The following is a 23,742-nucleotide window of genomic DNA, read 5'->3' as shown; positions in this document are numbered from 1 at the left end:
CATCCGCCGCGCCGTTCAGGGCGCGGTGGCTCAACCTCGCTGTGTTTCCAATAACAAAAAATCGGAGACGATCATGTCGGGTCAACCAGTCAAAATCGATGACCTGCCCATCGGCAGGTTCCACATCAAGATCGCCGGTCTCACCTTCGGCGCCCACTTCACCGATGGCTACATCCTTGGCCTCATCGGTATTGCCTTCACCCTGATCAATCCGCAGATGGCGCTGACGCCTTTCTGGCAGGGCCTGATCGGCAGCTCCGCGCTGCTCGGGCTGTTCTTCGGCAGCCTGTTCTTCGGCTGGATCTCCGACCACCTCGGCCGGCAGAAAATCTTCCTCATCAGCTTCGTGCTGATCACCATCGCCTCGGTGATGCAGTTCTACGTCGAATCCGCGATGCAGCTGTTCCTCTGCCGGGTGCTGATCGGTATCGGCCTGGGCGGTGACTTCAGCGTCGGCCACGCCATGCTCGCCGAGTTCTCCCCGCGCAAGCACCGAGGCGTGTTGCTGGGCTCGTTCAGCGTGATCTGGACCTTCGGCTATGTTGCCGCCACCTTTGTCGGTACCGCGCTGCTGCCGCTGGGCGATGATGCGTGGCGCTGGATGCTGGCCTCCTCGGCGATCCCCGCAGCGATGATCCTGATCGCCCGCATCGGCACGCCCGAGTCGCCGCGCTGGTTGATCCACAAGGGCCGCGTCGAGGAAGCCCGTGCCATCGTGCACAAGCACCTGGGCGCCAACGTGGAGATCGACGAGGAGGTCGTCACCCGCAAGCACGCCGGCTACAGCGCGCTGTTCAGTCGCGAGTACCGCAAGCGCACCGCATTCAACTGTCTGTTCTTCATCTGCATCGTCATGCCGTACTTCGCCATCTACACCTTCCTGCCGTCGATCCTGCAGAAGATGGGGCTGGCCGAAGGCTTCGGCACCGAGATGATGCTCAACGCGCTGCTGGTGGTCGGGGCCCTGCTGGGCATCTGGTGCACCATCAAGTTCACGCGCCGCGGTTTCCTCATCAACTCTTTCCTGATCCTCGCCGCTTCGCTGTTCCTGCTGGTGTTGCTACCGGGCAGCATGGCTTGGCTGATGGTGGCGTGCTTCGGCCTGTTCACCCTGGTGCTGTCGGCGGTGAGCAACCTGGTCGGCGTCTACCCGGCGGAAAGCTTCCCCACCGAGGTCCGTGCCGGCGGCATCGGCCTGGCCACGGCGGCCAGCCGTCTGGGTTCTGCGCTGAGCACTTTCCTGCTGCCGGTCAGTGTGGCGGGTATCGGCCTCAACCCGACCATGGCGATTCTCGCCGGCATCCTGCTGCTGGGCGCGGTCATCTCCATCGCCTGGGCACCGGAGACCAAGTACCTCACCCTGACGGATGCCTGTCGCAGCGATGCCGGCGATGTGGCGACCAAAGTGTCGGCCAAGGCCGCAAGCCTGGCCTGACCTGACCTGAGAGCAAGGAAGCTCCGAAGGGCGTCCCGGGAAACCGGGGCGCCTTTTTTTGTGCCAGGAAGCCCATGGCGGCAGCCTGTTCCTCAGTCTTTGGAGTTGCTCCTGTAGGAAATTGGCGCAACTGACTGGAGGTCCGTCCGTATCTATTTTTCCCCCGATTTCAGCGCCCCGGATGCCGATTAAGGTAACCACCTCAGTCCCGGATAACGCTGTCCCGCATGGCTTTCACCCCTGCCATGGCCGTCCGTGGACACCCGCTGCCCACGAGGATTCGCCATGTATCTACGTAGTGCTATTGCCGCCCTGACCCTTGGCTCGATGCCTTTGCTCGCCTGCGCCGAAGACGCCAGCGAGCGAACTCGCGACGAGATGGAGAAGCATCAGGAAGAGATCAAGAACCAACTGGCCGACGTCGAGTACAACCGACGTCGTGTCGTCGAGCGCAACATCGAACTCGCACCGGCAGAGGCCGAGCGCTTCTGGGGCATCTACAACGACTACCGCAGCGAAGCGGCCAAGGCCGACACGCAAGCCTTGGCGCTGGACCTGGACTTCGTCCGCAGCCTGCAGCAGGGCGCAGTGAGCGAGGAGCAGGCTCGCGGCCTGCAGGCGCGGGTCTTTGAGCTGGAGGATCGCCGCCAGCAACTCAAGGAAACCTACGTGACGCGAATCGCCAAGGAGGTCTCCCCGGTGCGCGCACTGCGTTTCCTGCAGATCGAGATACAGCTCGATGCCATGGCGCAGATCCAGACCTCACGCTCGCTGCCGCTCGCGCAGTGATCGTCCCTTCGTGCCGAGTGCATCACGCCCCCATCGCATCGACAAGCGAGATCGCCATATGAAGAACCGTTATCCGGTAGCCGCGCTGCTGGTCTGTGCCGCTTCCCTCAGCGGATGCATGACTGACCAGCAATTCCTGGCGCAAAACCAGTCGGCAGCGATTGACGCGACCGTATCCCGCGCCAGGTTCGAACTGGACTGCCCCGACGTGACCGCTTCCCTGCTGTCGAGCAAGGTCACCCAATTCGCCTACGCCAACAACCGTACCGAATACACCATCGGTGTGCGCGGCTGTGGGCGCCAGGCGGTGTACATCACTTACTGCCTGACCTCCGACACCTGCAATGCGCTCAGCGATACCGCGCGCGTTACCGAGTAATGCACATCATTCGTCGCCTCCCTCTCTTCACCACGTCGAGCCCAAGGAGGGTTCAACCATGCATATCCTCAAGTCCCTGCCGTTGATCAGCGCACTGGCGCTGGCGTTCGCTACTCCCGTGATGGCCGTCGATATCCCTCTGGGCGGCGCCGTCGAGGCCGACGAAGTCGTAACCCGGGTGGTTTCCGTCGATGCCAAGGATCGTCGCATCGTGGTTGCGGATGCTGCGGGCAAGCCGGTGACTGTCCAGGTCACCGATGCTGCTCAGGATCTGAATCATCTGAAACCCGGTGATGCCATCGGCGCACTGGTCATCCACTCCACTGCCTTCGATCTCGACACCCAGGTACAGACCCAGGCTCCGGGCGGTTTCGAGGTCGATGGCGCAGCCATCGCCACGCCGAGCAATCCGCATCCGGGCGGCGACGCTTTCCGCATGGCCCGTGTGCAGCTGAAGATTCTCGGAGTCAATCTGAAGAAGCATCAGATCACCTTCGAAGGCCCCGATGGCAGTAACAAAACCGTTGCCATCGACGATCCGAAACTGCGCAGCAAGATGACCGAGTTGAAGGTCGGCCAGATGCTCAACGTGACCTACGAGGACACCCTGCAGATCGTCACCGCTCACCCGGTCGCCCAGTCGGCGGCGCCGGCCACGTCCACCAACTGATGCTATCGCGGAGTTCCTGCCGCGGCGGGAACTCCCCTCTCTCTGTTCCCTCGCCTTCGGGCATTCGCTGTGGATTGACTATGCGCCTGACTCATCTGGGCTGCCCCTGCGCAGTACTACTCGCGACCGTATTCCTGACCGCCTGTGATCGGGCGGAAAAAGCGCCCGCCGGGGCTGCTCCAGTCGCTGTCACGACTGTCGTGGTGAAACCGTTCAACCTGCCGGCGAGCATGACCTTCGTCGGCCAGACCCAGAGTCCTCAGGCCGTGGATATCCACGCCCGGGTCGATGGCTTCCTGCTCAAGCGCAACTACACCGAAGGCAGTGTGGTGAAGGCCGGCGACCTGCTGTTCGAGATCGACCACGCACCGTTCCAGGCGCAGCTCGATTCGGCCAAGGCAGAGTACGCGGCGCAGAAGGCGAGCTATGAGCGCGCCAAGGCCAACCTGGACCGCGTACTCCCGCTGGCGGCGGAAAACGCACTGAGCCCCAAGGATCGCGACGATGCCATCGGTACGGCCAAGGCCGCGGAAGCTTCCATGGAGGCGGCGCTGGCCCAGGTCAAGACGCAGCAGTTGAACCTCTCCTACACCTACGTGCGTTCGCCGGTCGATGGCGTCAGCGACTACGCCCACGTCAACGACGGGACCTATGTCAACGCCAGCAACAGCCTGCTGACCTCGGTCTCCACGCTGGATCCGATGCGCGTGGTGATGAGCGTGAGTGAAGAGCAGTTCCTCGCCATGCGCGACCTGCGCGACAGCGGTCGTCTGGTGCTGCCTGCTGACGGCCGTCTCGAGGCGGATCTGCAGATGGCGGATGGTTCGGGCTACCCGGCGACCGGTGTGGTGACCTTTGCGTCGTCCACCTTCAACCAGCTGACCGGCACCTTCATGGTCCGCGCCGACTTTGCCAACCCCAAGGGCAACCTGCGCCCTGGTCAGTTCGTGCGCATCACCCTGAAGGGTGCGAACTACGCCAATGCCATCCAGCTGCCGCAGCGTGCTGTGATGCACGGCCCCAAGGGCGACTTCGTCTACGTGGTCAACGGTGACAAGGCCGAGGAGCGCCCGGTGCAGATGGCAGAACCGTCCGGTGAGTTCTGGCGAGTCGAGAAGGGGCTCAAGGGCGGCGAGCAGGTCGTGGTCGATGGCGCCGGAAAGCTCTTGCCCGGCGCACCCCTGAAGATCACCGGCGATGCGCCGGCCGGCAGTTTCGGCCCAGCGGCCCCGAAGGCAGAGTGAGGCGACCGTCATGCTTTCCCGTTTCTGTATTGACCGTCCCATCTTTGCGATGGTGCTGTCGCTGATCATCATCATTGCCGGCGGCGTTTCCATCTTCGCCTTGCCGGTGGCGCAGTATCCGGACATCACCCCCATCCAGATCACCGTGACGGCGACCTATCCGGGCGCCGACTCGCAGACCATCGCCTCGACCGTGGCCGCACCCATCGAGACGCAGGTCAACGGTGTCGACAACATGCTGTACATGCAGTCGGTCAGCTCGCCCACCGGGCAGATGACGTTGAACGTGTACTTCGACATTGGTACCGACCCGGACATCGCCCAGGTCCAGGTACAGAACCGTGTCAGCCAGGCCCTGGCGCAGCTTCCGCAGTCCGTGCAGCAGAACGGCGTGAACGTGCAGAAGCGCTCCTCCAGCTTCCTCATGCTACTGGCGATCTACTCGCCGGACGGCAGCTTCGACCAGCAATACGTGGGCAACTACGCCAACCTCTACGTGCTGGACGCCATCAAGCGTATCCAAGGCGCAAACCAGGCGCAGATCATGGGCGATGCTGACCTCGCCTTGCGCATCTGGCTCAAGCCGGACCGCATGGCGGAGCTGGGCATCACCGCGACCGACGTACAGAACGCGGTCAGCCAGCAGAACCAGCAGTTCGGCGCCGGCAACATCGGTCAGGCGCCCTCCCAGGGGCTGATGGAGCTGACCTACCCGCTGGTCACCCCGGGACGCATGAAGACCGCCAAGGAGTTCGAACAGATCATCCTGCGTGCCGACGCCAACGGCACCGCCATCGTTCGCCTGGGCGACGTGGCGAGTGCGGAGATCGGCCTGAACCAGTACAGCATGCGTTCGTCGCTCAACGGCAAGACGTCGACCATGATCGCGGTCTACCAACAGGCCGGCTCCAACGCCCTGGAAGTGTCGAAGAACGTGCGCGCCGCGCTGGCCGACATGTCGTCCACCTTCCCTCAGGGCATCAGCTATGCGGTTTCCCTGGATACCACCGAGTTCGTGCGTTCCTCGATCCACGAAGTCGTGGTCACTCTGCTGATCGCCATTCTCCTCGTGGTGCTGGTGGTGTTCATCTTCCTGCAGAGCGTGCGCAGCACCCTGATTCCGGTCGCTGCCGTGGTCGTTGCGGTGGTCGGTACTTTCGGCGCGTTGCTGGCACTGGGGTTCTCGATCAACCTGCTGACGCTCTTCGCGCTGGTGCTGGCCATCGGCATTGTGGTGGACGACGCCATCGTGGTGGTGGAGAACGTCGAGCGGAACATGGAGTCGTTCAACCTGAGCGCCCATGACGCTACCGTGAAAGCGATGGAGGAGGTGACCGGTCCGGTGATTGCCATCGTGCTGGTGCTCTGCGCGGTGTTCATCCCCGTGGCTTTCGTCAGTGGCACCACAGGATTGCTGTATCGCCAGTTCGCCCTGACCATCGCTTGCTCGGTGACCATTTCCGGCTTCGTCGCCCTGTCGCTTTCCCCGGCTCTCGCTTCGCTGATCCTGAAGCCGGGACAGCATGCGCGCTGGAAGGGTTTCCAGTGGTTCAACCAGGCTTTCGACAAGATGACCCACGGCTTCGTCGGCCTGGTTTCGCTGGTGGTGCGGCGCATGGTGGTGGCGCTGGTGCTGTTCGCCGCCATGCTGCTGGGCATTGCCACGCTGTTCTCGAAGATTCCCACCAGCTTCGTGCCCGAAGAGGACCAGGGCTACCTGCTGGTTGCCGTGATGATGCCGGATTCGGCGAGCCTGGATCGTACCGAGGCGACTACCGAACAGGTCGCGGCGATGTTCCGTTCGCACCCTGCGGTGCAAGATGCGTCCGCCATCAGCGGGTACAGCTTCATCGACGGGCAGAACCAGACCAACATGGGCACTGTGTTCCTCAACCTGAAGCCTTCGGAACAGCGCAAGGGGGATGCGATGTCGGCCGATGGCATCATCCGTGCCCTGTCCCCCAAGCTGGCAACTATTCCCCAGGCGCGCATCATCCCCATCAACCCGCCATCGATTCCGGGCCTGGGTACCCAGGGCGGTTTCGAGTTCTGGGTGGAAAACCGTGGTGAAGGCGATGCGAAAGAGCTCCAGGCTGCCACCTGGAAACTCATCGGTGCCGCCGCCAAACGCCCGGAACTGTCGGGTCTGATCAGTACCTTCCAGGCCTCGACCCGGCAGATGCGCGTCTCGGTGGACAATGCCAAGGCGGAGACCCTGGGTGTGCCGATGGCTGACGTGTATGGCGCGCTGCAGACCCAGTTCGGTTCGGCCTATATCAGCCAGTACGTACTGGGCAGCCGTGTCTGGCAGGTGATCCTGCAGGGCGCCGCCCAGTACCGCAGTTCGCCGACTGATCTGGGATATCTCTACGTACGGCAGAAGGACGGCAAGATGATCCCGTTGTCCGCCCTGGTGAAGACCGAGTTCACTTCCGGCCCGAGTCTGGTGACACGTTTCAATAACTTCCCTGCTGCCAAGATCACCGGCAATGCCGGCCCCGGTTACAGCTCCGGCGATGCCATCAAGGCGATGCAGGAACTGGCCCTGCAGGAGCTGCCGCCGGGCTACAGCTTCGCCTGGAGCGGCGAAGCCTTCGAGGAAAACAAGGCGGGCAACACCACTGTGCTGGTATTCGCCTTCGGCATCATCATGGTCTTCCTGATCCTGGCGGCGCAGTACGAGTCCTGGTCGCTACCGCTGACCGTACTCAGCGCGGTGCCCTTCGGCATCTTCGGTGCCCTGGTGGCGATCTGGCTGCGGGGTATTTCCAACGACGTCTACTTCCAGATCGGTCTCGTCACCCTGGTGGGGCTGGCGGCGAAGAACGCGATCCTGATCGTCGAGTTCGTCATCCTGCAGCGCCAGGCCGGCCTTGCTCCGCTGGACGCGGTGCTCAAGGCGGTCGAACTGCGCCTGAGGCCGATCATCATGACGTCCCTGGCCTTCATCTTCGGTGCTGTCCCTTTGGCGATCGCCACCGGTGCCGGGGCCAACTCCCGTCACTCCATCGGCACCGGCATCATCGGCGGCATGCTCGCGGCCACCAGCCTGGCGCTGGTGTTCGTGCCGCTGTTCTCCTACATCGTCGAACGCTTCAGCGAGCGGCGGGAGAAGTCGAAAGGAGTCGTGACCGCTTCAGTGACGCCCAGTGGCGGCAATACCCAGGAGGTACACTGATGACTTCCAGAAAGCTTGTGCTGGGGTTAGTCGTATCGGCCCTTTCCGGCTGCATGATCGGCCCCGACTATCAACGACCCGAAGTCGCAATGCCGGAGGCCTACAGGGCACACCTGAACAGCACCTCGTCCCAGGTCGACGGTCCGTGGTGGAACCAATTCGGCTCTCCCACCCTGTCGTCATTGGTCAAGGAGGGGCTGGCGAACAACCTCGACCTGCAACGCGCCACCGCGCGCATCGAGCAGTTCCGTGGTCAGTTGCGTACGGTGCGCGCAGGTCTGTTCCCGCAGTTGGGGCTGGGGGGCGGGGCCAAGCGTGCGCTGAGTGACCAGTTCGTCGACACGCCGCTTGCCGGGTTCGATGGAGTAGGCAACCAGTACCAGGCTGGCCTGAATGCCAGCTGGGAGATCGACCTCTGGGGCAAGTTGCGGCGCCAGAGCGAAGCCGCAAGCGCGCAGTTGCTCGGTGCGCAGTACGCGCAGCGTGGCGTGGCGCTGAGCCTGGCCAGTTCGATCAGTGAAGGCTACCTCAATCTGCTGGCGCTGGATGAGCAACTCTCCATTGCGGAGCAGACGGCGCAGGCGCGCAAGGAAGCCCTGAATATCTTCCAGAAGCGTTATGACCGCGGGGTGATCCGCCAGATCGAACTCAGCCAGGCGCAGAACGATTACTGGTCGACTCAGGCGGCGATTCCTCCGTTGAGAGCGAAGATCAATTCGGCAGAGAACTCGCTATCGGTGCTGCTTGGCCGAAATCCAGGCCCCATCGTGCGCAACGAGCGCCTGTCGTCTCTTGGCGCGCCTAAGGTACCGGAGGTCCTACCGGCAACCTTGCTGTCGCGACGTCCGGACCTGCTGCAGGCCGAGCAGGCTGTGGTTGCCAGCAACGCCATGGTCGGCGCAGCGCAGGCACTGTATCTGCCGGACCTGAACCTGTCGGGGATGATCGGCTTCAGCCGCGGCGAGAGTGGGCAGTTGTTCGAGAGTGCGTCGAAAGTCTGGAACCTGGCCCTGGGGCTTAATCAGACGGTTTTCGATGCCGGCGCGATATCCGGGCAGGTGCTGCAGGCGAAGTCCGAGTACCAGCAGTCGGTGCTCGCCTACAAAGGCGCGGTGCAGTCGGCATTGGCCGATGTGAACGATGCGCTGGTGGGAACTCGGGAGACAGCGGCGCAGTTGGTTGCGGTCGAGCAGCAGGTCACCGCGCTGCAAACATACTCGCTGCAGGCGCGTCGCTTGTACGAGGGAGGATATTCGACCTACCTGGATGTCACTACGTCGGAAGAAAAGCTTTTCGATGGGCAGTTACAGGAAGTGAACAGCCGGTTGGCCGCGCTGAACGCCTTCAACACGTTGTACCTGGCTGTGGGTGGCGAAGTGGGCCCTGATGCGTCGCTGCTTTTCGGGCCGATTGTGAATCGTTGATACGATACGGGAGACAGGTCAGTGGCCTTGGCATTATCACGTCGCCCAGGGGAGGAGCTTCGGATCTTCTGTGGCGACGATGTGAGCGATGAGGAAATCCTTGCAGCAGTGCGGGGCGAGGGGTTGGCGGTACGGGTCGATGGCGTTTACACGTCGCTTTCCCGGACGCCGATGAAGGGTGTGATGGTGCGTCTTTCGATTCGCGCTCCCCGCTGCATCGAGGTGTTGCGCAACGAGTTGATCGACAAGCCGAAACTTCCCAGCGCCTGATGACTTGGCAGCAGAGGCGCCTCTCGGAAGAGAGGCGCCTCTGGTTATCAGCTCTGGGGCACTACACGCGCTCCGTTGCCACTCCCCTCGATGTACACCGCCATACCCTGACCGAGGCTGGGGTTGACCGGCTGGGTCACCGAAACCAGCACTCCGCTACGCATGCGTACGATGATCTGCTGGGCTTCCCTGGGTTGGTCGTAGTGTTTCTTTTCCTCGTAGTTGCCACTCAACGCCCCGCCCAGAGCGCCGGCAACCATCGCCACATCCCGGCCCGTGCCGCGGCCAACCAGGCTGCCCAGCGCGGCGCCGCCGACGCCGCCGAGCACGGCACCCACGCCGCTGTCGTGGTTGGTCTGCATCTGCGTCAGGGTAATTTGCTCGATGCGGCCGGTACGGATTTCCACCTCGCCGGGCCCGCCGTCGTTGGCATCCACCGTTGCACAAGCGCTGAGGGATAGGGCGAGCAGGGCACCGGCGAGCCAGGATGTTGCTGGTTTCATTGATCTGTACCTCGAAGATGGGGATCTATGGCAGGCGCGCCTTCATTGGCACGCCGGGTTTCCGAGGTTAAGGGGAAGTTTCCGAGGCTGCTGCGGGGGGCGATGAGTACAGGAAATGTCGCGGCAGACTCTAGGACGCTTCTGGTAGTCCGGGGCCTGTCGCCGCGTCAAGAATGGGGCGCACGCCGATCGGGGTATGCGACAGAGGCTGATCGAGGGGCTCCGTACTCCTGCCTCTGCCTTGGGCCAGGTCCTGGTTATTCCGTGAGTCAGGACCTGGCTTTTTTATTCTGGCGAAAGATGTCTCATGGGTTACGTTCCACATTCAGCCAGTGCTGGAATCGCTCCACCTTCGACAGTCCCATCTTGTCGGTGGCGATATCCAGCCAGTAGCCGTAGGGGCCGACCACCTCGACCGGAGTGATGGGCAGGAGGCTGCCATTGGCCAACTCCCTTTCGATCATCTGACGGTCGATCACTGCAAGACCGCCCCCGGCCAGAGCTGTGTGGATGACCTGGTCGAGGGTGCTGAACTCGATTCCGCTGGCGGCATCGACGTCGTTGCGGCCAACTGCTTCGAGCCAGTTTTCCCAGACCCGCAGGCGCTTGCCCTCGTGCAGGATGTGCAGCAGCGGATGGTCATGCAGTTCTGGCGGTCGTTCGCCGTCGAACAGCTCCGGGCTCGCCACGGCGATGTGGCGCTCCATCACCAGCAGCTCGCTATGGCAGTGGGTGGCCTGCTCCAGACCGAAGCGGATACGGCAATCCAGTTCGCCGGCGCTGTCGTCGCCCTGCTGGTTGGTGATGCTCAGGCTGATGTCCGGATAGCGCTTGAGGAAGCTGCGCAGCCGCGGCGATAGCCAGCGGGTACCCCAGGTCGGTGGTGCGAGGATGCGCAGACGTTGGCGCAGGTTCGGTACGCGCACGGCCTGCAGGGCGCGCTCCATCTGGTCGAAGGCCTCGCCCAGGTGTGGGGCGAGGGCGCTACCGGCTTCGGTCAAGGTCAGGCCACGGGGGGTGCGTAGGAAAAGGCTGATTCCGAGGTATTCCTCCAGTTGCTTGATCTGCCGGCTGACGGCTCCCTGGGTGACGTTCAAGGCCTCGGCCGCACGGTTGAAACTGCGGTGGTGGGCCACTTCTTCGAAAACGCGGAGCATGGTCAAGGGCGGCAGATTACGCATGGCTGGGCCATCCGGAGGGGCGCGTGAGGCGCGGATTTTTTACCGATTCTAGCTGTGCTGCCGGTGGCGGAACATGTGTTTGTCTGGCGCTTCCTGAGTTGTGTCGGGACACTTTGACTTGCAATGGTGCAGGGCCTTGGGTGGAGTCGCCGGCTTTCGAGCGCGTGGCCGTGTAGTAGCGGCGTATTACCCGCTGCCTGCGCGACTGACTAAGCTCTCCCGCATGCCCGGCCACCAAGGCCGGGCCCTGCCGGGAGGATGCCCAGATGGCCGCGAAGAAGATCCTGATGCTGGTCGGCGACTACGCCGAAGACTACGAAACCATGGTGCCGTTCCAGGCCCTGCTGATGGTCGGACACACCGTCCATGCGGTCTGCCCGGACAAGAAGGCCGGCCAGAGCATCCGCACCGCCATCCACGATTTCGAAGGCGACCAGACCTACAGCGAGAAGCCGGGTCACAACTTCGCCCTCAACGCCAACTTCGCCGATGTGCGCGCCGAAGACTACGACGCACTGCTGATTCCCGGCGGCCGAGCTCCGGAATACCTGCGCCTGAATACGAAAGTGATCGAGCTGGTGAAAGCTTTCAACGCGGCGAAGAAGCCCATCGCCGCCGTTTGCCACGGTGCCCAGCTGCTGGCCGCTGCCGGCGTGCTCAAGGGCCGCTCCTGCAGCGCCTATCCGGCCTGCGGTCCGGAAGTGACCCTGGCCGGTGGCGAGTACGTGGACATCCCCGTGGACGCGGCCCATGTCGATGGCAACCTGGTTACCGCCCCGGCTTGGCCGGCGCACCCGGCGTGGCTGGCGAAGTTCCTCGAGGTACTGGGTACGAAGATCAGCCTGTAGACTGACTCGACATCGAAGCTGGAGAAGCCGTTCATGTGCGAACTCTACGTCAAGGCCGACCCGATTCTCTACGAGTCGCGCTCCCGCTCGCTGCGTATCCGTGGCGTGGTCACCACGCTGCGCCTGGAGAACCAGTTCTGGGACATCCTGCGCGAGATTGCCGAGGTGGACGGCATGACCACCAACCAGCTGATCACCAAGCTCTACGACGAGGTGATGGATTACCGCGGGGAGGTGGTGAACTTCGCTTCCTTCCTGCGGGTGAGCTGCACGCGCTTCCTGGCGCAGCGCCGTGACAAGGTGACGGAGCTGAGTCTGGTGACGCGCAGCGCGTCCTGATTCAGCTTCCTCGCACGGTGATTGCCGAATAGTCCGATCCCGGAAGCTGGCGCGGTCTCCCTAGACTCCTGCGTTGCCAGTTTCCGGGAGTTTCCCATGTCATCCAGTATCCGCTCATTGCTCCTCTCAGCTCTGCTGGCGGGAGGTATTGTCGGGCTATCGATCGCTGAGCCCAACTCCGCGGAGCGTGAGGCCATCGTGGCCTATCAGCAGAATGCCTTCATCGAGCAGTTGCGCGACATCCATGAGTCCGCCGGTTTTGCCGTCCCCGTCGAAGTGGACTGGGAGAGTATCGCCCTGCCGGGGCAGGCCGCTCATTACGCAGCCGAGGATTATTGGACCAACGTGTACTTCGTACCGTTGGCCGAGGCACTGGAAATGCTGACTTCCTATGACCAGGGGCGGCAGGCAGTGCAGGGCAAGCTGAAGCGAGTCGTTGTCCGCTATGACGCCAGCCAGGCTTCGACGAGCGATTACCACAGCAAAGTGGCACTGGAGTCGGGGGTGCTGAACATCAACTTCAAGCCGGCATCAGCGGCCGAGCAGATTGAAGAACGTACCGAGGCCATCCAGTCGAGCCTGGAAACCCTGCTCTGAACCTCGCGAGCATGAAGAAGCCCGGCACAGAGCCGGGCTGGACGACGACACGGGGTTACGATTGCTCCTTGGCGTAGGCCTGTGCCTCTGCGAGGCTGCCGGGAAGTGGCAGCGAACGAAGGCGGATCTTGGTCGCCTGGTAGAGCGCCTGGGCCACCGCTGGCGCCACCGGCGGCATGGTGATTTCGCCCAGTCCTTGTGGTGGTCGTTGGCTGTCGATGATTTCCACCTCGACATGAGGCATTTCGCGCAGGAACAGCAAGCGGTAGTCCGGGAAGTTGCCCTGTACCACGGCCCCACCTTCAAAGGTGATCTTGCTCTTGAAGGTGTTTGTCAGCGCAAAGCCCATGCTGCCTTCGACCATGCTGCTGATCAGGTTCTGGTTGATCGGCCGGCCGCAGTCCACGCCGCAGACCAGGCGCTCCACCTTGAACCGCCCATTGGCCTTTATCCTGATTTCGGCCACCACGGCGGCATAGGAACGGTAGGCATTGGCGCGGCCGACATACATGGAAAAGGCGAAACCACGGAACAATCCGTCGGCGGGAGGGGTGGTCCAGTCTGCCCGCTTCAGGGTGTGGTCAATGACGGCGAGGCTGGTGGGGTCGTGCTGCAGCATTCGTCGACGGAACTCGGTCTGTTCCACACCCGCGGCATCGGCCAGCTCACTGATGAAACTCTCGTACATGAAGACCGAGCCGGTAGAGCCGACGCTGCGCATGAAGCTGACCGGGATGTTCTGGATGACGTTGGTGCTTTCGACCTGGAGGTTCGGTAGCTGGTAGGCCGCGTTGTAGATGCCGTCCACCATGGTCTCGTCCCAGCCGCCGTTGCCGTCGAAGTTCGCCCGCTTGATCTGGTAGTAGAGTGACTGGCCGGCCAGGCGTGCCTGCAGCGCCGCGATGTTGCCGTCCTTGTCCAGGGCGGCCTTCAGTCGACCCGACACGTTCGGACGGTAGAAGCCGTGGCGCAGGTCATCCTCGCGGGTGCGCAGCACTTTCACCGGCTTGCCCACGGCCGCGGACGCGACAGCGGCATGTATGACGAAGTCGGGAACGTATTTGCGACCAAAGCTTCCACCCAGGAAGGTGGTGTTCACGATGACCTTCTCCGCAGGTATCTTGAACATGTCGCCCAGGGTCCAGCGCACCAGGTCCTGGCCCTGGATCGGCCCCCAGACCTCCACTTCGCCCTCACGCACGTGGACCGTAGCGTTCACCGGTTCCATGGTCGCATGGACGATGTAGGGCACGTGGTACTCGGCCTGGATGACCCGCGACGATGCACCGATGATTCCCAGCGGATCGCCTTGCTTGAGCGCTATCGGGCTGTCCTTGGCATCCAGTGCCGCCTTGACCTCGGCAGCGATGGCACCGCTGTTGAGGGAGGCATCGCTCTCTTCCCATTCCACATCCAGTGCGTCGCAGGCCTGCTTGGCGATCCAGAACGTCTCGGCGACCACGATGACCACGTCCTTGGCCATGACCACGGCATGAACCCCCGGGCGCTGGCGGATCGCGTCCTGGTTGTTGACCTTGACCGGCTTGCCGCCCAGGGTCGGGGCTGTACGGATCGATCCGTTGAGCATGTCCGGTACTTGCACATCGATGCCGAACACCGCCGAGCCGTTGCACTTCTGCGGTGTGTCGAGTTTGGGCAGCCAGTGGTTGACGAGGTTCTGCTGGGTATCGGCCTTAAGTGTCGGGTTGGGCTCAAGAGGGATTTTCGCAGCATCGGCGATCAGCTCGGCGTAGCTCAACGAGCGCTGGCTGGTGGCGTGCAGTACCTGCCCCTTCTGTGTCGTGCACTGGCTGGGGGCGACGCCCCAACGCAGGGCCGCTGCCTGGACGAAGGCCCGGCGCGCCTGGGCACCGGCGATGCGCAATCGCTGGTAGAACATGGTCACCGAGGTCGAGCCACCGACGAACTGCTGCAGCTTCTCGTGGGCCGCAGCGGTGCGATAGGCATCGCGAGCCGTGACGAATTCGACTCGCACACGGTTCCAGTCGGCGTCCATCTCATCCGCCAGTACCTGTGGGAGGCCGGTCCAGACTCCCTGACCGACTTCCGCCTGGGACAATCCCAGGACGGTGGTGCCATCCGGACCAATGCGAATCCAGTCGGTGATCTCGACCATTCCCTGTTTTGCTTCGGCGCTGTCTGTCGCATCGGCGGTGCGCAGGGACACCGGCAGTACCAGGCAGCCCGCGACCAGGAGTCCGGTTTTCAGGAAGCTGCGACGATCCATGGACTTGAAGTCCAGTGCGTTACTGACATCAGTTCTTGGCTGCGGCATGGATGGCCTTCCTGATGCGATGGTAGGTGGCACAACGGCAGAGATTGGTCACGCACTCGTCGATTTGTTCGTCCGTGGGAGTGGGAGACAGTTCGAGCAGCGCGGCTGCGCTCATGATCATGCCCGACTGGCAGTAGCCGCACTGGGGCACGTCCTCGGCGATCCAGGCCTTCTGCACGGGATGGCTGAGGTCATTGGAAAGGCCTTCGATCGTGGTGATCTTCATGCCGGCAACGGTGGATACCGGAAGGATGCAGGTGCGCACGGCTTCGCCGTTGAGGTGCATGGTGCAGGCGCCACAGGCCCCGATGCCGCAACCGAATTTGCTGCCGGTGAGGCCGGCGTTTTCCCGTATGACCCAGAGCAGCGGTGTCATGCCGTCGCCGTCGAAGGAGAACGGTTTCCCGTTCAGTTCAAAAGTCACCATCGTTTGTCTCCAGAGGACTTGCCCGGACGGGCATCATTTCGCGCCAGCCTTCAGTTGCTGGCGCATCGTTCGTACCGCTTCCGTGGATACAGGCGTCGCGGCATTACCCCAGTGATTACGCAGGAAGGTCAGCACGTCGGCGATCTGCCGGTCATCCAGGTGCCGGGCGAAGGCCGGCATGCCGGGAGCGCCCAGGGCGGTGTCCACGCCCTGGCGGCTACCGCCGAGCACGATGCGCAGCAGGGAGGCGGGGCTTTCTCCTCGAACCAGCGCGGTATCGGCCAGCGGCGGGAACAGGCGGGCGACACCGCGCCCTGTCGCGCCATGGCAGCCGGTGCAGAAGAAGGCGTAGACATCGGCGCCGCGGGCGAGGCGAGGGTCTTCGTCGCCCAGCGGCCGCGGTGCCTTGGCGGTGCTCGAGGCACTTTCCTTGAGATAGACGGCGACGGCCTTGGCGTCCGCCTCGGTCCAGTGCTGAGAGGAGTCGTTGACGACTTCGGCCATGGGGCCTGAGGCGGTGTCGAAGCGATTGCGCCCGGTCCTGAGGTACTCGGTGATATCCGCCACGCTCCAGTCGCCGATGCCGGTGTAGCCGTTGGCGGTGATATCGGTGGCGTACCAGGAGTCCACGACGTAGCCGCTCAGGGCGCGAGAGGTTTCGTCGCCGCCAATCAGGTTCTTCGGGGTATGGCAGCCGCCGCAGTGGCCAAGGCCTTCAACGATATAGGCACCCCGATTCCATTCCGGGCTCCTGCCCGGATCGGCCTCGAATGGTTTGCTGGAAAAGTTGAGCAGGTTCCAGCCGAGCATCAGGTAGCGTTGGTTGTAGGGGAATGGCAGCAGGTTGCTCTGAACCGGATGGCGTACGGGCTCGATGCTCTTCAGGTAGGCCCAGAGCGCCGTGTTGTCCTCGTCGGTCACGCGGTGATAGTAGGGGTAGGGCATCGCCGGGTAGAGAAGGCCATTCCTGCCCTTGCCCTCACTCATTGCGCGCTTGAAGTCGTCGAAGGCCCATTGGCCCAGGCCGGTCTCCGGGTCCGGGGTGATGTTGGAACCCACCAGGGTTCCGAATGGGGATTGCAGCTTTACCCCGCCTGCGTAGGGTTTCTCGCCGGCAGTCGTGTGACAGGCCTGGCAATTGCCAAGGAGACTGATATAGCGGCCGCGAGCGACCAGCTCGGACTCCATGTCCGAAGCCTGGGCACTCATGCAGAGAAGGGCGGCCAGAAGCGCTGTCGTGGCCGATGTCAGGCTGTTCTTCATCACTACCTATCCGTGGGGACTATCGATCGCAGGTGAGCCTGGCGGGTGCTCGGGGCAGCGTTATCAGCGGCTCGTCGGGGGCAGTTCTCTACTGGACTGGTGCGGCTTCGACATGCCGACGGCCTTGCGGAGTGAGGGGGCGATCGGCACGAACGAACAGGCGGCGCAGACAACTGGTCGGAACGCTACCAGTTGTCTGGGGGCGCAAGCGGCGGGGGAGGGGCGAATCGGATTTCTCGGACAGGGGCTTGGGCAAATCCGAGTCGGCGGGGGAACAACAGGCATGAAAAAGCCCGGCACAGGGCCGGGCTTTTTCAGGGAGCGGTCACGCAGTGATTACTGCACTTCCACCGCCAGGTTCTCGGCGATCTTCTTCTGCCAGATGGCCGGGCCGGTGATGTGCACCGACTCGCCATTGGTGTCGACCGCAACGGTCACCGGCATGTCTTTGACTTCGAACTCGTAGATCGCTTCCATGCCCAGTTCGGCGAAGGCCAGGACCTTGGACTTCTTGATCGCCTGGGCGACCAGGTAGGCGGCGCCGCCCACGGCCATCAGGTAGACGGCCTTGTTGTCCTTGATCGCTTCGATGGCGATGGGGCCGCGCTCGGACTTGCCGATCATGCCCAGCAGACCGGTCTGCTCGAGGATCTGGCGGGTGAACTTGTCCATGCGGGTCGCGGTGGTCGGGCCAGCCGGGCCAACCACTTCGTCACCGACCGGATCGACCGGGCCGACGTAGTAGATGAAGCGACCCTTGAGGTCCACCGGCAGCTCTTCGCCCTTGTTCAGCATGTCGACCATGCGCTTGTGCGCGGCGTCGCGGCCGGTGAGCATCTTGCCGTTGAGCAGGATGGTCTCGCCCGGCTTCCAGCCCTGCACTTCTTCCGGGGTGATGCTGTCGAGGTTGACGCGGCGCGCGGACGGGCCGGCTTCCCAGACGATTTCCGGGTAGGCGTCCAGGGACGGCGCTTCTAGTTCGGCCGGGCCGGAACCATCAAGCACGAAGTGCGCGTGACGGGTGGCGGCGCAGTTGGGGATCATGCAGACCGGCAGCGAGGCGGCGTGGGTCGGGTAGTCCATGATCTTCACGTCGAGCACGGTGGTCAGGCCGCCCAGGCCCTGGGCGCCGATGCCCAGCTGGTTGACCTTCTCGAACAGCTCGAGGCGCATTTCCTCGATCTTGTTCTGCGGGCCGCGGGCCTTCAGTTCGTGGATGTCGATTTCGTCCATCAGGACTTCCTTCGCCATCACCGCGGCTTTCTCGGCGGTACCGCCGATGCCGATGCCGAGCATGCCCGGCGGGCACCAGCCGGCACCCATGGTCGGAACGGTCTTCAGCACCCAGTCGACGATGGAGTCGGACGGGTTGAGCATGGCCATCTTCGACTTGTTCTCGGAGCCGCCGCCCTTGGCCGCGACGTCCACTTCCACGGTGTTGCCGGGGACGATGGAGTAGTGGATCACCGCCGGGGTGTTGTCCTTGGTGTTCTTACGCGCGCCGGCCGGGTCGGCCAGGATGGAGGCGCGCAGGACGTTTTCCGGCAGGTTGTAGGCGCGACGCACGCCTTCGTTGATCATGTCGTCGACGCTCATGGTGGCGCCGGCCCAGCTCACGTCCATGCCGACGCGGACGAACACGGTGACGATACCGGTGTCCTGGCAGATCGGGCGGTGGCCGGTGGCGCACATGCGCGAGTTGATCAGGATCTGCGCCATCGAGTCCCGAGCAGCCGGCGATTCTTCGCGCAGGTAGGCCTCATGCATGGCCTGGATGAAATCAACCGGGTGGTAGTAGGAGATGAACTGCAGGGCATCGGCGACGCTCTGGATCAGGTCGTCTTGCTTGATCACGGCCATGGAGCACGGTCCTCTTCAGGCGGGGTAAGACAGGCTTCTAGCCTGTTACATCAGGGGTTCGCCGACACGGCTGCGGCGAAAAAAGGCGCCATAGTATAGCGCTGCGGTCGCTTGCCGCGCACTTGCCAGTGATCCGACCTTGGTCCCAGATGGGCTCTGCTCCTGGTAACGGCTGCCCACATTCCGATCGGCTAGGCACTGAGGCGCTTTGATAGTAGAGTGAAGGCCAGGTGCCATTACGGGACGGAGCCCCATGAGCACGCTGAAACCACCTCTGAAGCAGCACGCCTTACAAAAACTACTCATCAGGCGATTCGGCATGGCCCTCGGGACCTATGCGCTGGCGCTTCTGTTGTTGTGGTTGGCCGTGTTCGGCGAGTTCTACCGCGCCCCCGTCAGCTTTGCCCTGACGTGCACGCTGCTGGTCGCCGGCAGTCAGCTGGTGTTCGCCTGGCTGTTCTTCAGCGGGCGCAACCAGCGTTTCACCGACCCGAGCATGACCGAGCCGCAGGTGCTGGTGGCAGTGGTCTGGAATACCCTGTTCCTGGCCAACGTCGATACTGCACGCGGCACGCTGATGGTGCTCTACGTGCTGATCCTGCTGTTCGGCGTGTTCCAGTTGCAGCCACGGGTATTTGCCCGTTGCGCCGCACTGGCGTTCATTGCCTTTGCCGGCCTGAACCTCCACGAAGCCTTCCAGCAGCGCCTGCAACTGCCGGCCCAGGCCGTGCTGCAGTTGCTGGTGCTGTTCATCGTGCTCACCTGGCTGAGCCTGTTTGCCGGCTACGTGCAGTCGCTGCGCCAACGCATGCGCCAGCGCCGGTATGCGCTGCAGGCTCACCAGGACACCCTGCGCGGCATGATGCGTCAGCTGGAGGACCTGGTGGCGACCGACGAACTCACCGGGCTGTTCAATCGCCGGCACTTCATTCGTCTGGCCGGCCGTGCGCTGGAAGAAATGCGTGATGGCCAGCGCCACGGCCTGGCGCTGATCGACCTGGATCACTTCAAGCGGATCAACGACGTTCACGGCCACGCCGCCGGTGACCGTGTACTGCAGACCTTCGCGGCTGTGGCTCGGGCCTGCTTGCGCGAAGGCGACGTGCTGGCGCGTTATGGCGGCGAGGAGTTCGTCCTGCTGCTGCCCAACGCCGATGCCGATCGCCTGACCACCTGCTGTGAACGCCTGCGGCTGGCCTATTCGGCGGCGGAGCCGGTGGGGGTGAACATTGAAGTGCTCAGCCTCTCGGCGGGTATGACGCTGCTCGACGCCGACGATGATCTCGACGAGGCCTTGCAACGGGCCGACCAGGCGCTCTACCGTGCGAAACGCAGCGGACGCAACCGCTGCGATGCCGCATGGGAGTGGACGCGTGCCTGAAATACAGGCCGGATCGCAACGCTTTTCGGTAAGCCCCGGAGTCAACCTGCTCGATGCCTTGCGCGGGGCCGGCATTGCCGTGCCCTACAGCTGCCGGGCCGGCAGTTGTCATGCCTGCCTGGTGCGCTGCATCCGCGGTGAAGTGCTGGATGCCTTGCCTGAGGCACTGGATAGCGCCCGGCACGAAGCAGGCTGGCGACTATCCTGCCAGTGCCGGGTGATCGAGGACCTTTCGGTGGAGGCTTTCGATCCCCTGCGCGATGGTCTGCCCGCTACGGTCACTGAGCTGGATTGGCTGGCGCCGGACGTGCTGCGCCTGCGCCTCACCCCGCAGCGCCCGCTGCGCTACGGCGCCGGACAGCACCTGATCCTCTGGAGTGGCGAAGGCGTCGCGCGGCCCTATTCCCTGGCCAGCGTACCGGGGCTCGATCCCTGGCTGGAGTTTCACATCGACTGCCGTGAGCGCGGCGCCTTCGCTGATTTCGCCCGTGGCCTGAAGGTCGGCGATGGGCTGCGCCTGGGCGAACTGCGTGGCGGCGCGCTGCACTACGACCCGGAATGGCATGGGCGGCCGCTGCTGCTGATGGCTTCTGGCACTGGCCTGGCGCCGCTCTGGGGGGTGCTGCGCGAAGCGCTGCGGCAGCATCACAGCGGGCCGATCCGCGTCATTCACCAGGCCCATGACCACGCTGGCCACTATCTGGCCGAGCCCCTGCAATCCCTGGCCGCCAGCCATCCGGAGCTGGACGTGACGCTGATGACCACGGCCGAGTCGGCCGAGGTTTTGGCGCAACTCCGGCTTGTTTCGCGGCGAACCCTCGCCTTACTCTGCGGCCATCCCGCCAGCGTCGATGCTTTCGCCCGCCGCCTTTATCTCTGCGGCGTGCCCCGTGGCCAGACGCTGGCCGACCGGTTCCTGCCCCACGCCTGAACCGGTCCCCACCCCTCAATAAGAACAAGGACTTGCCATGAGCGAACAGATTCTCGTCGAGCGCGAAGAGGGACTGCTGACCCTGCGCCTGAACCGTCCGGACAAGATGAACGCGCTGACCCGCACCATGTACGCGGGCCTCGCCGATGCCCTGGAAGCGGCGCAGGAGGATCGTTCGGTGCGCGTGGTGCTGATCACCGGCAACGCCGAGTGCTTCACCAGCGGCAATGACATCGTCGACTTCCTCCAGGAGCCGCCGAGCGGCCCGGACAGCGCGGTGTTCCGTTTCATGCGCGCGCTGATGGAGTTCACCAAGCCGGTGGTCGCCGCCGTCGCCGGCCCGGCCGTGGGTATCGGCACCACGCTGCTGCTGCATTGCGACCAGGTATTCATCGCCAAGGGCGCCAAACTGAAGATGCCCTTCGTCAACCTGGGCCTGTGCCCGGAGTTCGGCTCCAGCTTCCTGGTGCCGCGTCTGGTCGGCCCGGTGAAGGCTTCCAGCCTGTTGCTGCGCGGCGAAGGTTTCACCGGCGTGCAGGCCGTGGCCTACGGCATCGCCAATGAGGCGCTGGAAGACGGTGCGGCTGCGCTGGAGCGTGCCCGTGAGGTTTGCCAGGCCTTCCAGCAGTTGCCGCCGGCGGCGGTGGCGTTGAGCAAGCGCCTGCTGAAAGCGCCCTTTATCGAGGAACTGCGCCGTGTGGTGGCGGAGGAAGGACAGCACTTCGTGCAGCGCCTGCATTCGCCGGAAGCCCATGAAGCGCTGAGCGCCTTCACCCAGCGCCGTCAGCCGGATTTTTCGAAGTTCCTCTGAGACAGGTTGCCCACACAATCTGTGGAACGCGCTGTGGATAAGCTCTGGGGCAACCCGGCTACCTCACGCCAGCCGTGGCCTGCAGGGGATTGAGCGGTATTTGAGCGATGCCCGGCAGGTTGCCCACACAAGGTGTGGAAGGTGCTGTGGATAAGCTCTGGTGCAATCGCTGTAAGCCAGACGCCACGCGGCTTGAAGCAGATTGAGCAAGAAGTGAGCTACCAGCTGGAATCTGGCGAAGGGGCTCTTGGTAGGAGCGAGCTTGCTCGCGAACCGCTTGACGCTGTTGCTGCCGGGGCATGGTTCGCGAGCAAGCTCGCTCCTACAGGTACGGCTCTGCATTTGCGCCAGAAATGAAAAGGCCGCCTGAGGGCGGCCTTTTCAATTTCACTTACAGCAGGATCAGGCCAGCAGGTCGCCCACGTGCAGCACCTTCATGGTGTTGGTGCCGCCCTGGGTGGTGTAGCTGTCGCCCTTGGTCAGGATCACCCAGTCGCCTTTGGTCACCACGCCACGTTGCAGCAGCGCGTCGACTGCTTCCTGGCTGACCCGCTCCGGCGGCAGGGCAGCCGGGTCGAAGGGGATGGTCTCCACGCCACGGAACAGCGCCACGCGGGCCTGGGTCTCGCGGTGCGGGGAGTAGGCGAAGATCGGCACCGAGGAACGGATGCGCGACATGATCAACGGGGTGTAACCGCTTTCGGTCAGGCAGATGATCGCCTTGACGCCCGGGAAGTGGTTGGCGGTGTACATGGTGGCCAGGGCGATGCTCTCGTCGCAGCGCTCGAAGGTCTGGCCGATACGGTGGCTGGACTTCTTGGTGGTCGGGTGCTTCTCGGCGCCGGCGCAGATGCGCGCCATGGCCTTCACCGCTTCCACCGGGTATTCGCCGGCGGCGGACTCTGCCGAGAGCATCACGGCGTCGGTGTAGTCGAGCACGGCGTTGGCCACGTCGGAGACTTCCGCACGGGTCGGCATCGGGTTGTGGATCATCGACTCCATCATCTGGGTCGCAGTGATCACGGCCTTGTTGTAGCGGCGCGCGTGCAGAATGATCTTCTTCTGGATGCCTACCAGCTCGGCATCGCCGATTTCCACGCCGAGGTCGCCACGGGCCACCATCACGGCGTCGCTGGCGCGGATCAGGCCGTCCAGGGCTTCGTCGTCGGCCACGGCTTCGGCGCGCTCGATCTTGGCTACCAGCCAGGCGGTGCCGCCGGCTTCGGTGAGCAGGCTGCGGGCGTATTCCATGTCCTTGGCGTCACGCGGGAAGGACACGGCGACGTAGTCCAGGTCCATGCTCGCGGCCAGCTTGATGTCGGCCTTGTCCTTTTCGGTCAGGGCCGGCGCGGTGAGGCCGCCGCCACGGCGGTTGATGCCTTTATGGTCGGACAGCGGGCCGCCGATGATCACTTCGCAGACCAGTTCGTCCGCCTTCACTTCCTTCACCGCCATGACCACGCGACCGTCGTCCAGCAGCAGTTCGTCGCCCACGCCGCAGTCCTTCACCAGATCCGGGTAGTCGATGCCGACCACTTGCTGGTTGCCTTCGGTACGCGGGTGGCTGGTGGAGAAGCGGAAGGTGTCGCCCACTGCCAGTTCGATGCGCTTGTTGGCGAACTTGGCGATACGGATCTTCGGACCCTGCAGGTCGCCCAGCAGCGCCACGAAGCGGCCGTGCTTGGCGGCGATGTCGCGCACCAGCTGGGCGCGCGCGCGGTGTTCGTCGGGAGTGCCGTGGGAGAAGTTCAGACGGGCGACGTCGAGCCCGGCGAGGATCAGCTGTTCCAGGACTTCGGGGGAATTGCTGGCTGGGCCGAGGGTGGCGACGATCTTGGTGCGGCGAAGGGACATGCGGGACTCCTAGGGGAAAGCAGCGGTCAGGCCGCCGCCGAAGCGGGTCCGGAGCGGCCAGG

The 23,742-nt window shown here is 63.7% G+C and carries 21 protein-coding genes; 14 read left to right on the top strand and 7 right to left on the bottom strand.

What is annotated here, in order from left to right; translation table 11 throughout:
- The first annotated feature begins 73 nt into the window (after window positions 1-73).
- The 8 genes from ACKI1H_RS30555 (at window position 74) to ACKI1H_RS30520 (ending at window position 9,389) form a co-directional block, all read left to right on the top strand.
- Window positions 74-1,435 carry an MFS transporter gene (locus ACKI1H_RS30555; protein ID WP_440467268.1) on the top strand — a complete coding sequence of 454 codons (1,362 nt, stop codon included), beginning with the start codon at window positions 74-76 and terminating at the stop codon, window positions 1,433-1,435.
- 285 nt (window positions 1,436-1,720) lie between these two features.
- A complete protein-coding gene (locus ACKI1H_RS30550) occupies window positions 1,721-2,224 on the top strand; it encodes a transcriptional regulator (RefSeq protein ID WP_440467267.1) in 504 nt (167 codons plus the stop codon).
- 58 nt (window positions 2,225-2,282) lie between these two features.
- The gene (locus ACKI1H_RS30545; RefSeq protein WP_440467266.1) at window positions 2,283-2,603 is read left to right on the top strand and encodes a hypothetical protein; all 321 of its coding nucleotides are present in this window, start codon (window positions 2,283-2,285) and stop codon (window positions 2,601-2,603) included.
- Window positions 2,604-2,661: 58 nt separating this feature from the next.
- Window positions 2,662-3,273, top strand: coding sequence for a hypothetical protein (locus tag ACKI1H_RS30540; protein ID WP_440467265.1), 612 nt, complete (start codon window positions 2,662-2,664; stop codon window positions 3,271-3,273).
- Window positions 3,273-4,517, top strand: a complete 1,245-nt coding sequence (locus tag ACKI1H_RS30535) for an efflux RND transporter periplasmic adaptor subunit (protein ID WP_440467264.1) — start codon at window positions 3,273-3,275, stop codon at window positions 4,515-4,517. Before ACKI1H_RS30540 ends, ACKI1H_RS30535 begins: the two co-directional genes overlap by 1 nt.
- A gap of 10 nt (window positions 4,518-4,527) precedes the next feature.
- On the top strand, window positions 4,528-7,695 hold the full coding sequence (locus ACKI1H_RS30530; protein WP_440467263.1) for an efflux RND transporter permease subunit: 3,168 nt from the start codon (window positions 4,528-4,530) through the stop codon (window positions 7,693-7,695).
- Window positions 7,695-9,119: an efflux transporter outer membrane subunit gene (locus tag ACKI1H_RS30525; protein ID WP_440467262.1), complete on the top strand. Its 1,425-nt coding sequence runs from the start codon at window positions 7,695-7,697 to the stop codon at window positions 9,117-9,119. Before ACKI1H_RS30530 ends, ACKI1H_RS30525 begins: the two co-directional genes overlap by 1 nt.
- 81 nt (window positions 9,120-9,200) lie before the next feature.
- Window positions 9,201-9,389, top strand: a complete 189-nt coding sequence (locus tag ACKI1H_RS30520) for a hypothetical protein (RefSeq protein ID WP_138522246.1) — start codon at window positions 9,201-9,203, stop codon at window positions 9,387-9,389.
- Between the two features lie 47 nt (window positions 9,390-9,436).
- Here the strand turns inward: ACKI1H_RS30520 and ACKI1H_RS30515 are convergent, their stop codons facing one another.
- Window positions 9,437-9,892 (bottom strand): glycine zipper 2TM domain-containing protein, encoded by a 456-nt coding sequence (locus ACKI1H_RS30515; RefSeq protein WP_138522244.1) that lies wholly within the window; start codon window positions 9,890-9,892, stop codon window positions 9,437-9,439.
- A 305-nt stretch (window positions 9,893-10,197) separates the two neighbouring features.
- Window positions 10,198-11,073 (bottom strand): LysR substrate-binding domain-containing protein, encoded by an 876-nt coding sequence (locus tag ACKI1H_RS30510; protein ID WP_138522242.1) that lies wholly within the window; start codon window positions 11,071-11,073, stop codon window positions 10,198-10,200.
- A gap of 266 nt (window positions 11,074-11,339) precedes the next feature.
- Between ACKI1H_RS30510 and ACKI1H_RS30505 the strand changes: the two genes are divergently transcribed.
- From ACKI1H_RS30505 to ACKI1H_RS30495, 3 genes are all read left to right on the top strand, one after another.
- Window positions 11,340-11,921: a DJ-1/PfpI family protein gene (locus ACKI1H_RS30505; RefSeq protein WP_440467261.1), complete on the top strand. Its 582-nt coding sequence runs from the start codon at window positions 11,340-11,342 to the stop codon at window positions 11,919-11,921.
- A 33-nt stretch (window positions 11,922-11,954) separates the two neighbouring features.
- The gene (locus tag ACKI1H_RS30500; RefSeq protein ID WP_138522238.1) at window positions 11,955-12,260 is read left to right on the top strand and encodes a ribbon-helix-helix domain-containing protein; all 306 of its coding nucleotides are present in this window, start codon (window positions 11,955-11,957) and stop codon (window positions 12,258-12,260) included.
- Between the two features lie 96 nt (window positions 12,261-12,356).
- Window positions 12,357-12,857, top strand: coding sequence for a hypothetical protein (locus ACKI1H_RS30495; RefSeq protein WP_138522236.1), 501 nt, complete (start codon window positions 12,357-12,359; stop codon window positions 12,855-12,857).
- A 55-nt stretch (window positions 12,858-12,912) separates the two neighbouring features.
- Here the strand turns inward: ACKI1H_RS30495 and ACKI1H_RS30490 are convergent, their stop codons facing one another.
- The 4 genes from ACKI1H_RS30490 to ACKI1H_RS30475 form a co-directional block, all read right to left on the bottom strand.
- On the bottom strand, window positions 12,913-15,153 hold the full coding sequence (locus tag ACKI1H_RS30490) for a molybdopterin cofactor-binding domain-containing protein (RefSeq protein WP_440467260.1): 2,241 nt from the start codon (window positions 15,151-15,153) through the stop codon (window positions 12,913-12,915).
- Entirely contained in the window at window positions 15,134-15,580 is a 447-nt protein-coding gene (locus ACKI1H_RS30485; protein ID WP_440467259.1) for a (2Fe-2S)-binding protein, read from the bottom strand. The genes ACKI1H_RS30490 and ACKI1H_RS30485 overlap by 20 nt, the downstream gene beginning before the upstream one ends.
- A 33-nt stretch (window positions 15,581-15,613) precedes the next feature.
- Window positions 15,614-16,843 (bottom strand): c-type cytochrome, encoded by a 1,230-nt coding sequence (locus tag ACKI1H_RS30480; RefSeq protein WP_440467258.1) that lies wholly within the window; start codon window positions 16,841-16,843, stop codon window positions 15,614-15,616.
- A gap of 336 nt (window positions 16,844-17,179) precedes the next feature.
- On the bottom strand, window positions 17,180-18,703 hold the full coding sequence (locus tag ACKI1H_RS30475; RefSeq protein ID WP_440467257.1) for a fumarate hydratase: 1,524 nt from the start codon (window positions 18,701-18,703) through the stop codon (window positions 17,180-17,182).
- A 253-nt stretch (window positions 18,704-18,956) separates the two neighbouring features.
- On the opposite strand from ACKI1H_RS30475, the gene ACKI1H_RS30470 reads away from it, so the two are divergent.
- From ACKI1H_RS30470 to ACKI1H_RS30460, 3 genes are read left to right on the top strand one after another with little or no spacing between them, the layout of a single operon-like run.
- Window positions 18,957-20,084, top strand: coding sequence for a GGDEF domain-containing protein (locus ACKI1H_RS30470; RefSeq protein WP_138522234.1), 1,128 nt, complete (start codon window positions 18,957-18,959; stop codon window positions 20,082-20,084).
- Complete coding sequence (locus ACKI1H_RS30465) at window positions 20,077-21,015, top strand: iron-sulfur-binding ferredoxin reductase (RefSeq protein ID WP_440467256.1); 939 nt, start codon at window positions 20,077-20,079, stop codon at window positions 21,013-21,015. Before ACKI1H_RS30470 ends, ACKI1H_RS30465 begins: the two co-directional genes overlap by 8 nt.
- A gap of 37 nt (window positions 21,016-21,052) precedes the next feature.
- Complete coding sequence (locus ACKI1H_RS30460) at window positions 21,053-21,826, top strand: enoyl-CoA hydratase-related protein (RefSeq protein ID WP_440467255.1); 774 nt, start codon at window positions 21,053-21,055, stop codon at window positions 21,824-21,826.
- Window positions 21,827-22,228: 402 nt separating this feature from the next.
- On the opposite strand, the gene pyk is transcribed toward ACKI1H_RS30460, so the two are convergent.
- Window positions 22,229-23,680, bottom strand: a complete 1,452-nt coding sequence (pyk, locus tag ACKI1H_RS30455) for a pyruvate kinase (RefSeq protein ID WP_440467254.1) — start codon at window positions 23,678-23,680, stop codon at window positions 22,229-22,231.
- Between the last annotated feature and the right edge of the window lie 62 nt (window positions 23,681-23,742).

This window comes from Pseudomonas sp. YH-1 (assembly GCF_051990045.1).
In the GTDB taxonomy this organism is placed as follows: domain Bacteria; phylum Pseudomonadota; class Gammaproteobacteria; order Pseudomonadales; family Pseudomonadaceae; genus Pseudomonas; species Pseudomonas nicosulfuronedens.
Note: the sequence above shows the minus strand (reverse complement) of the source record. Positions and strands in the feature narration are given on the sequence as shown.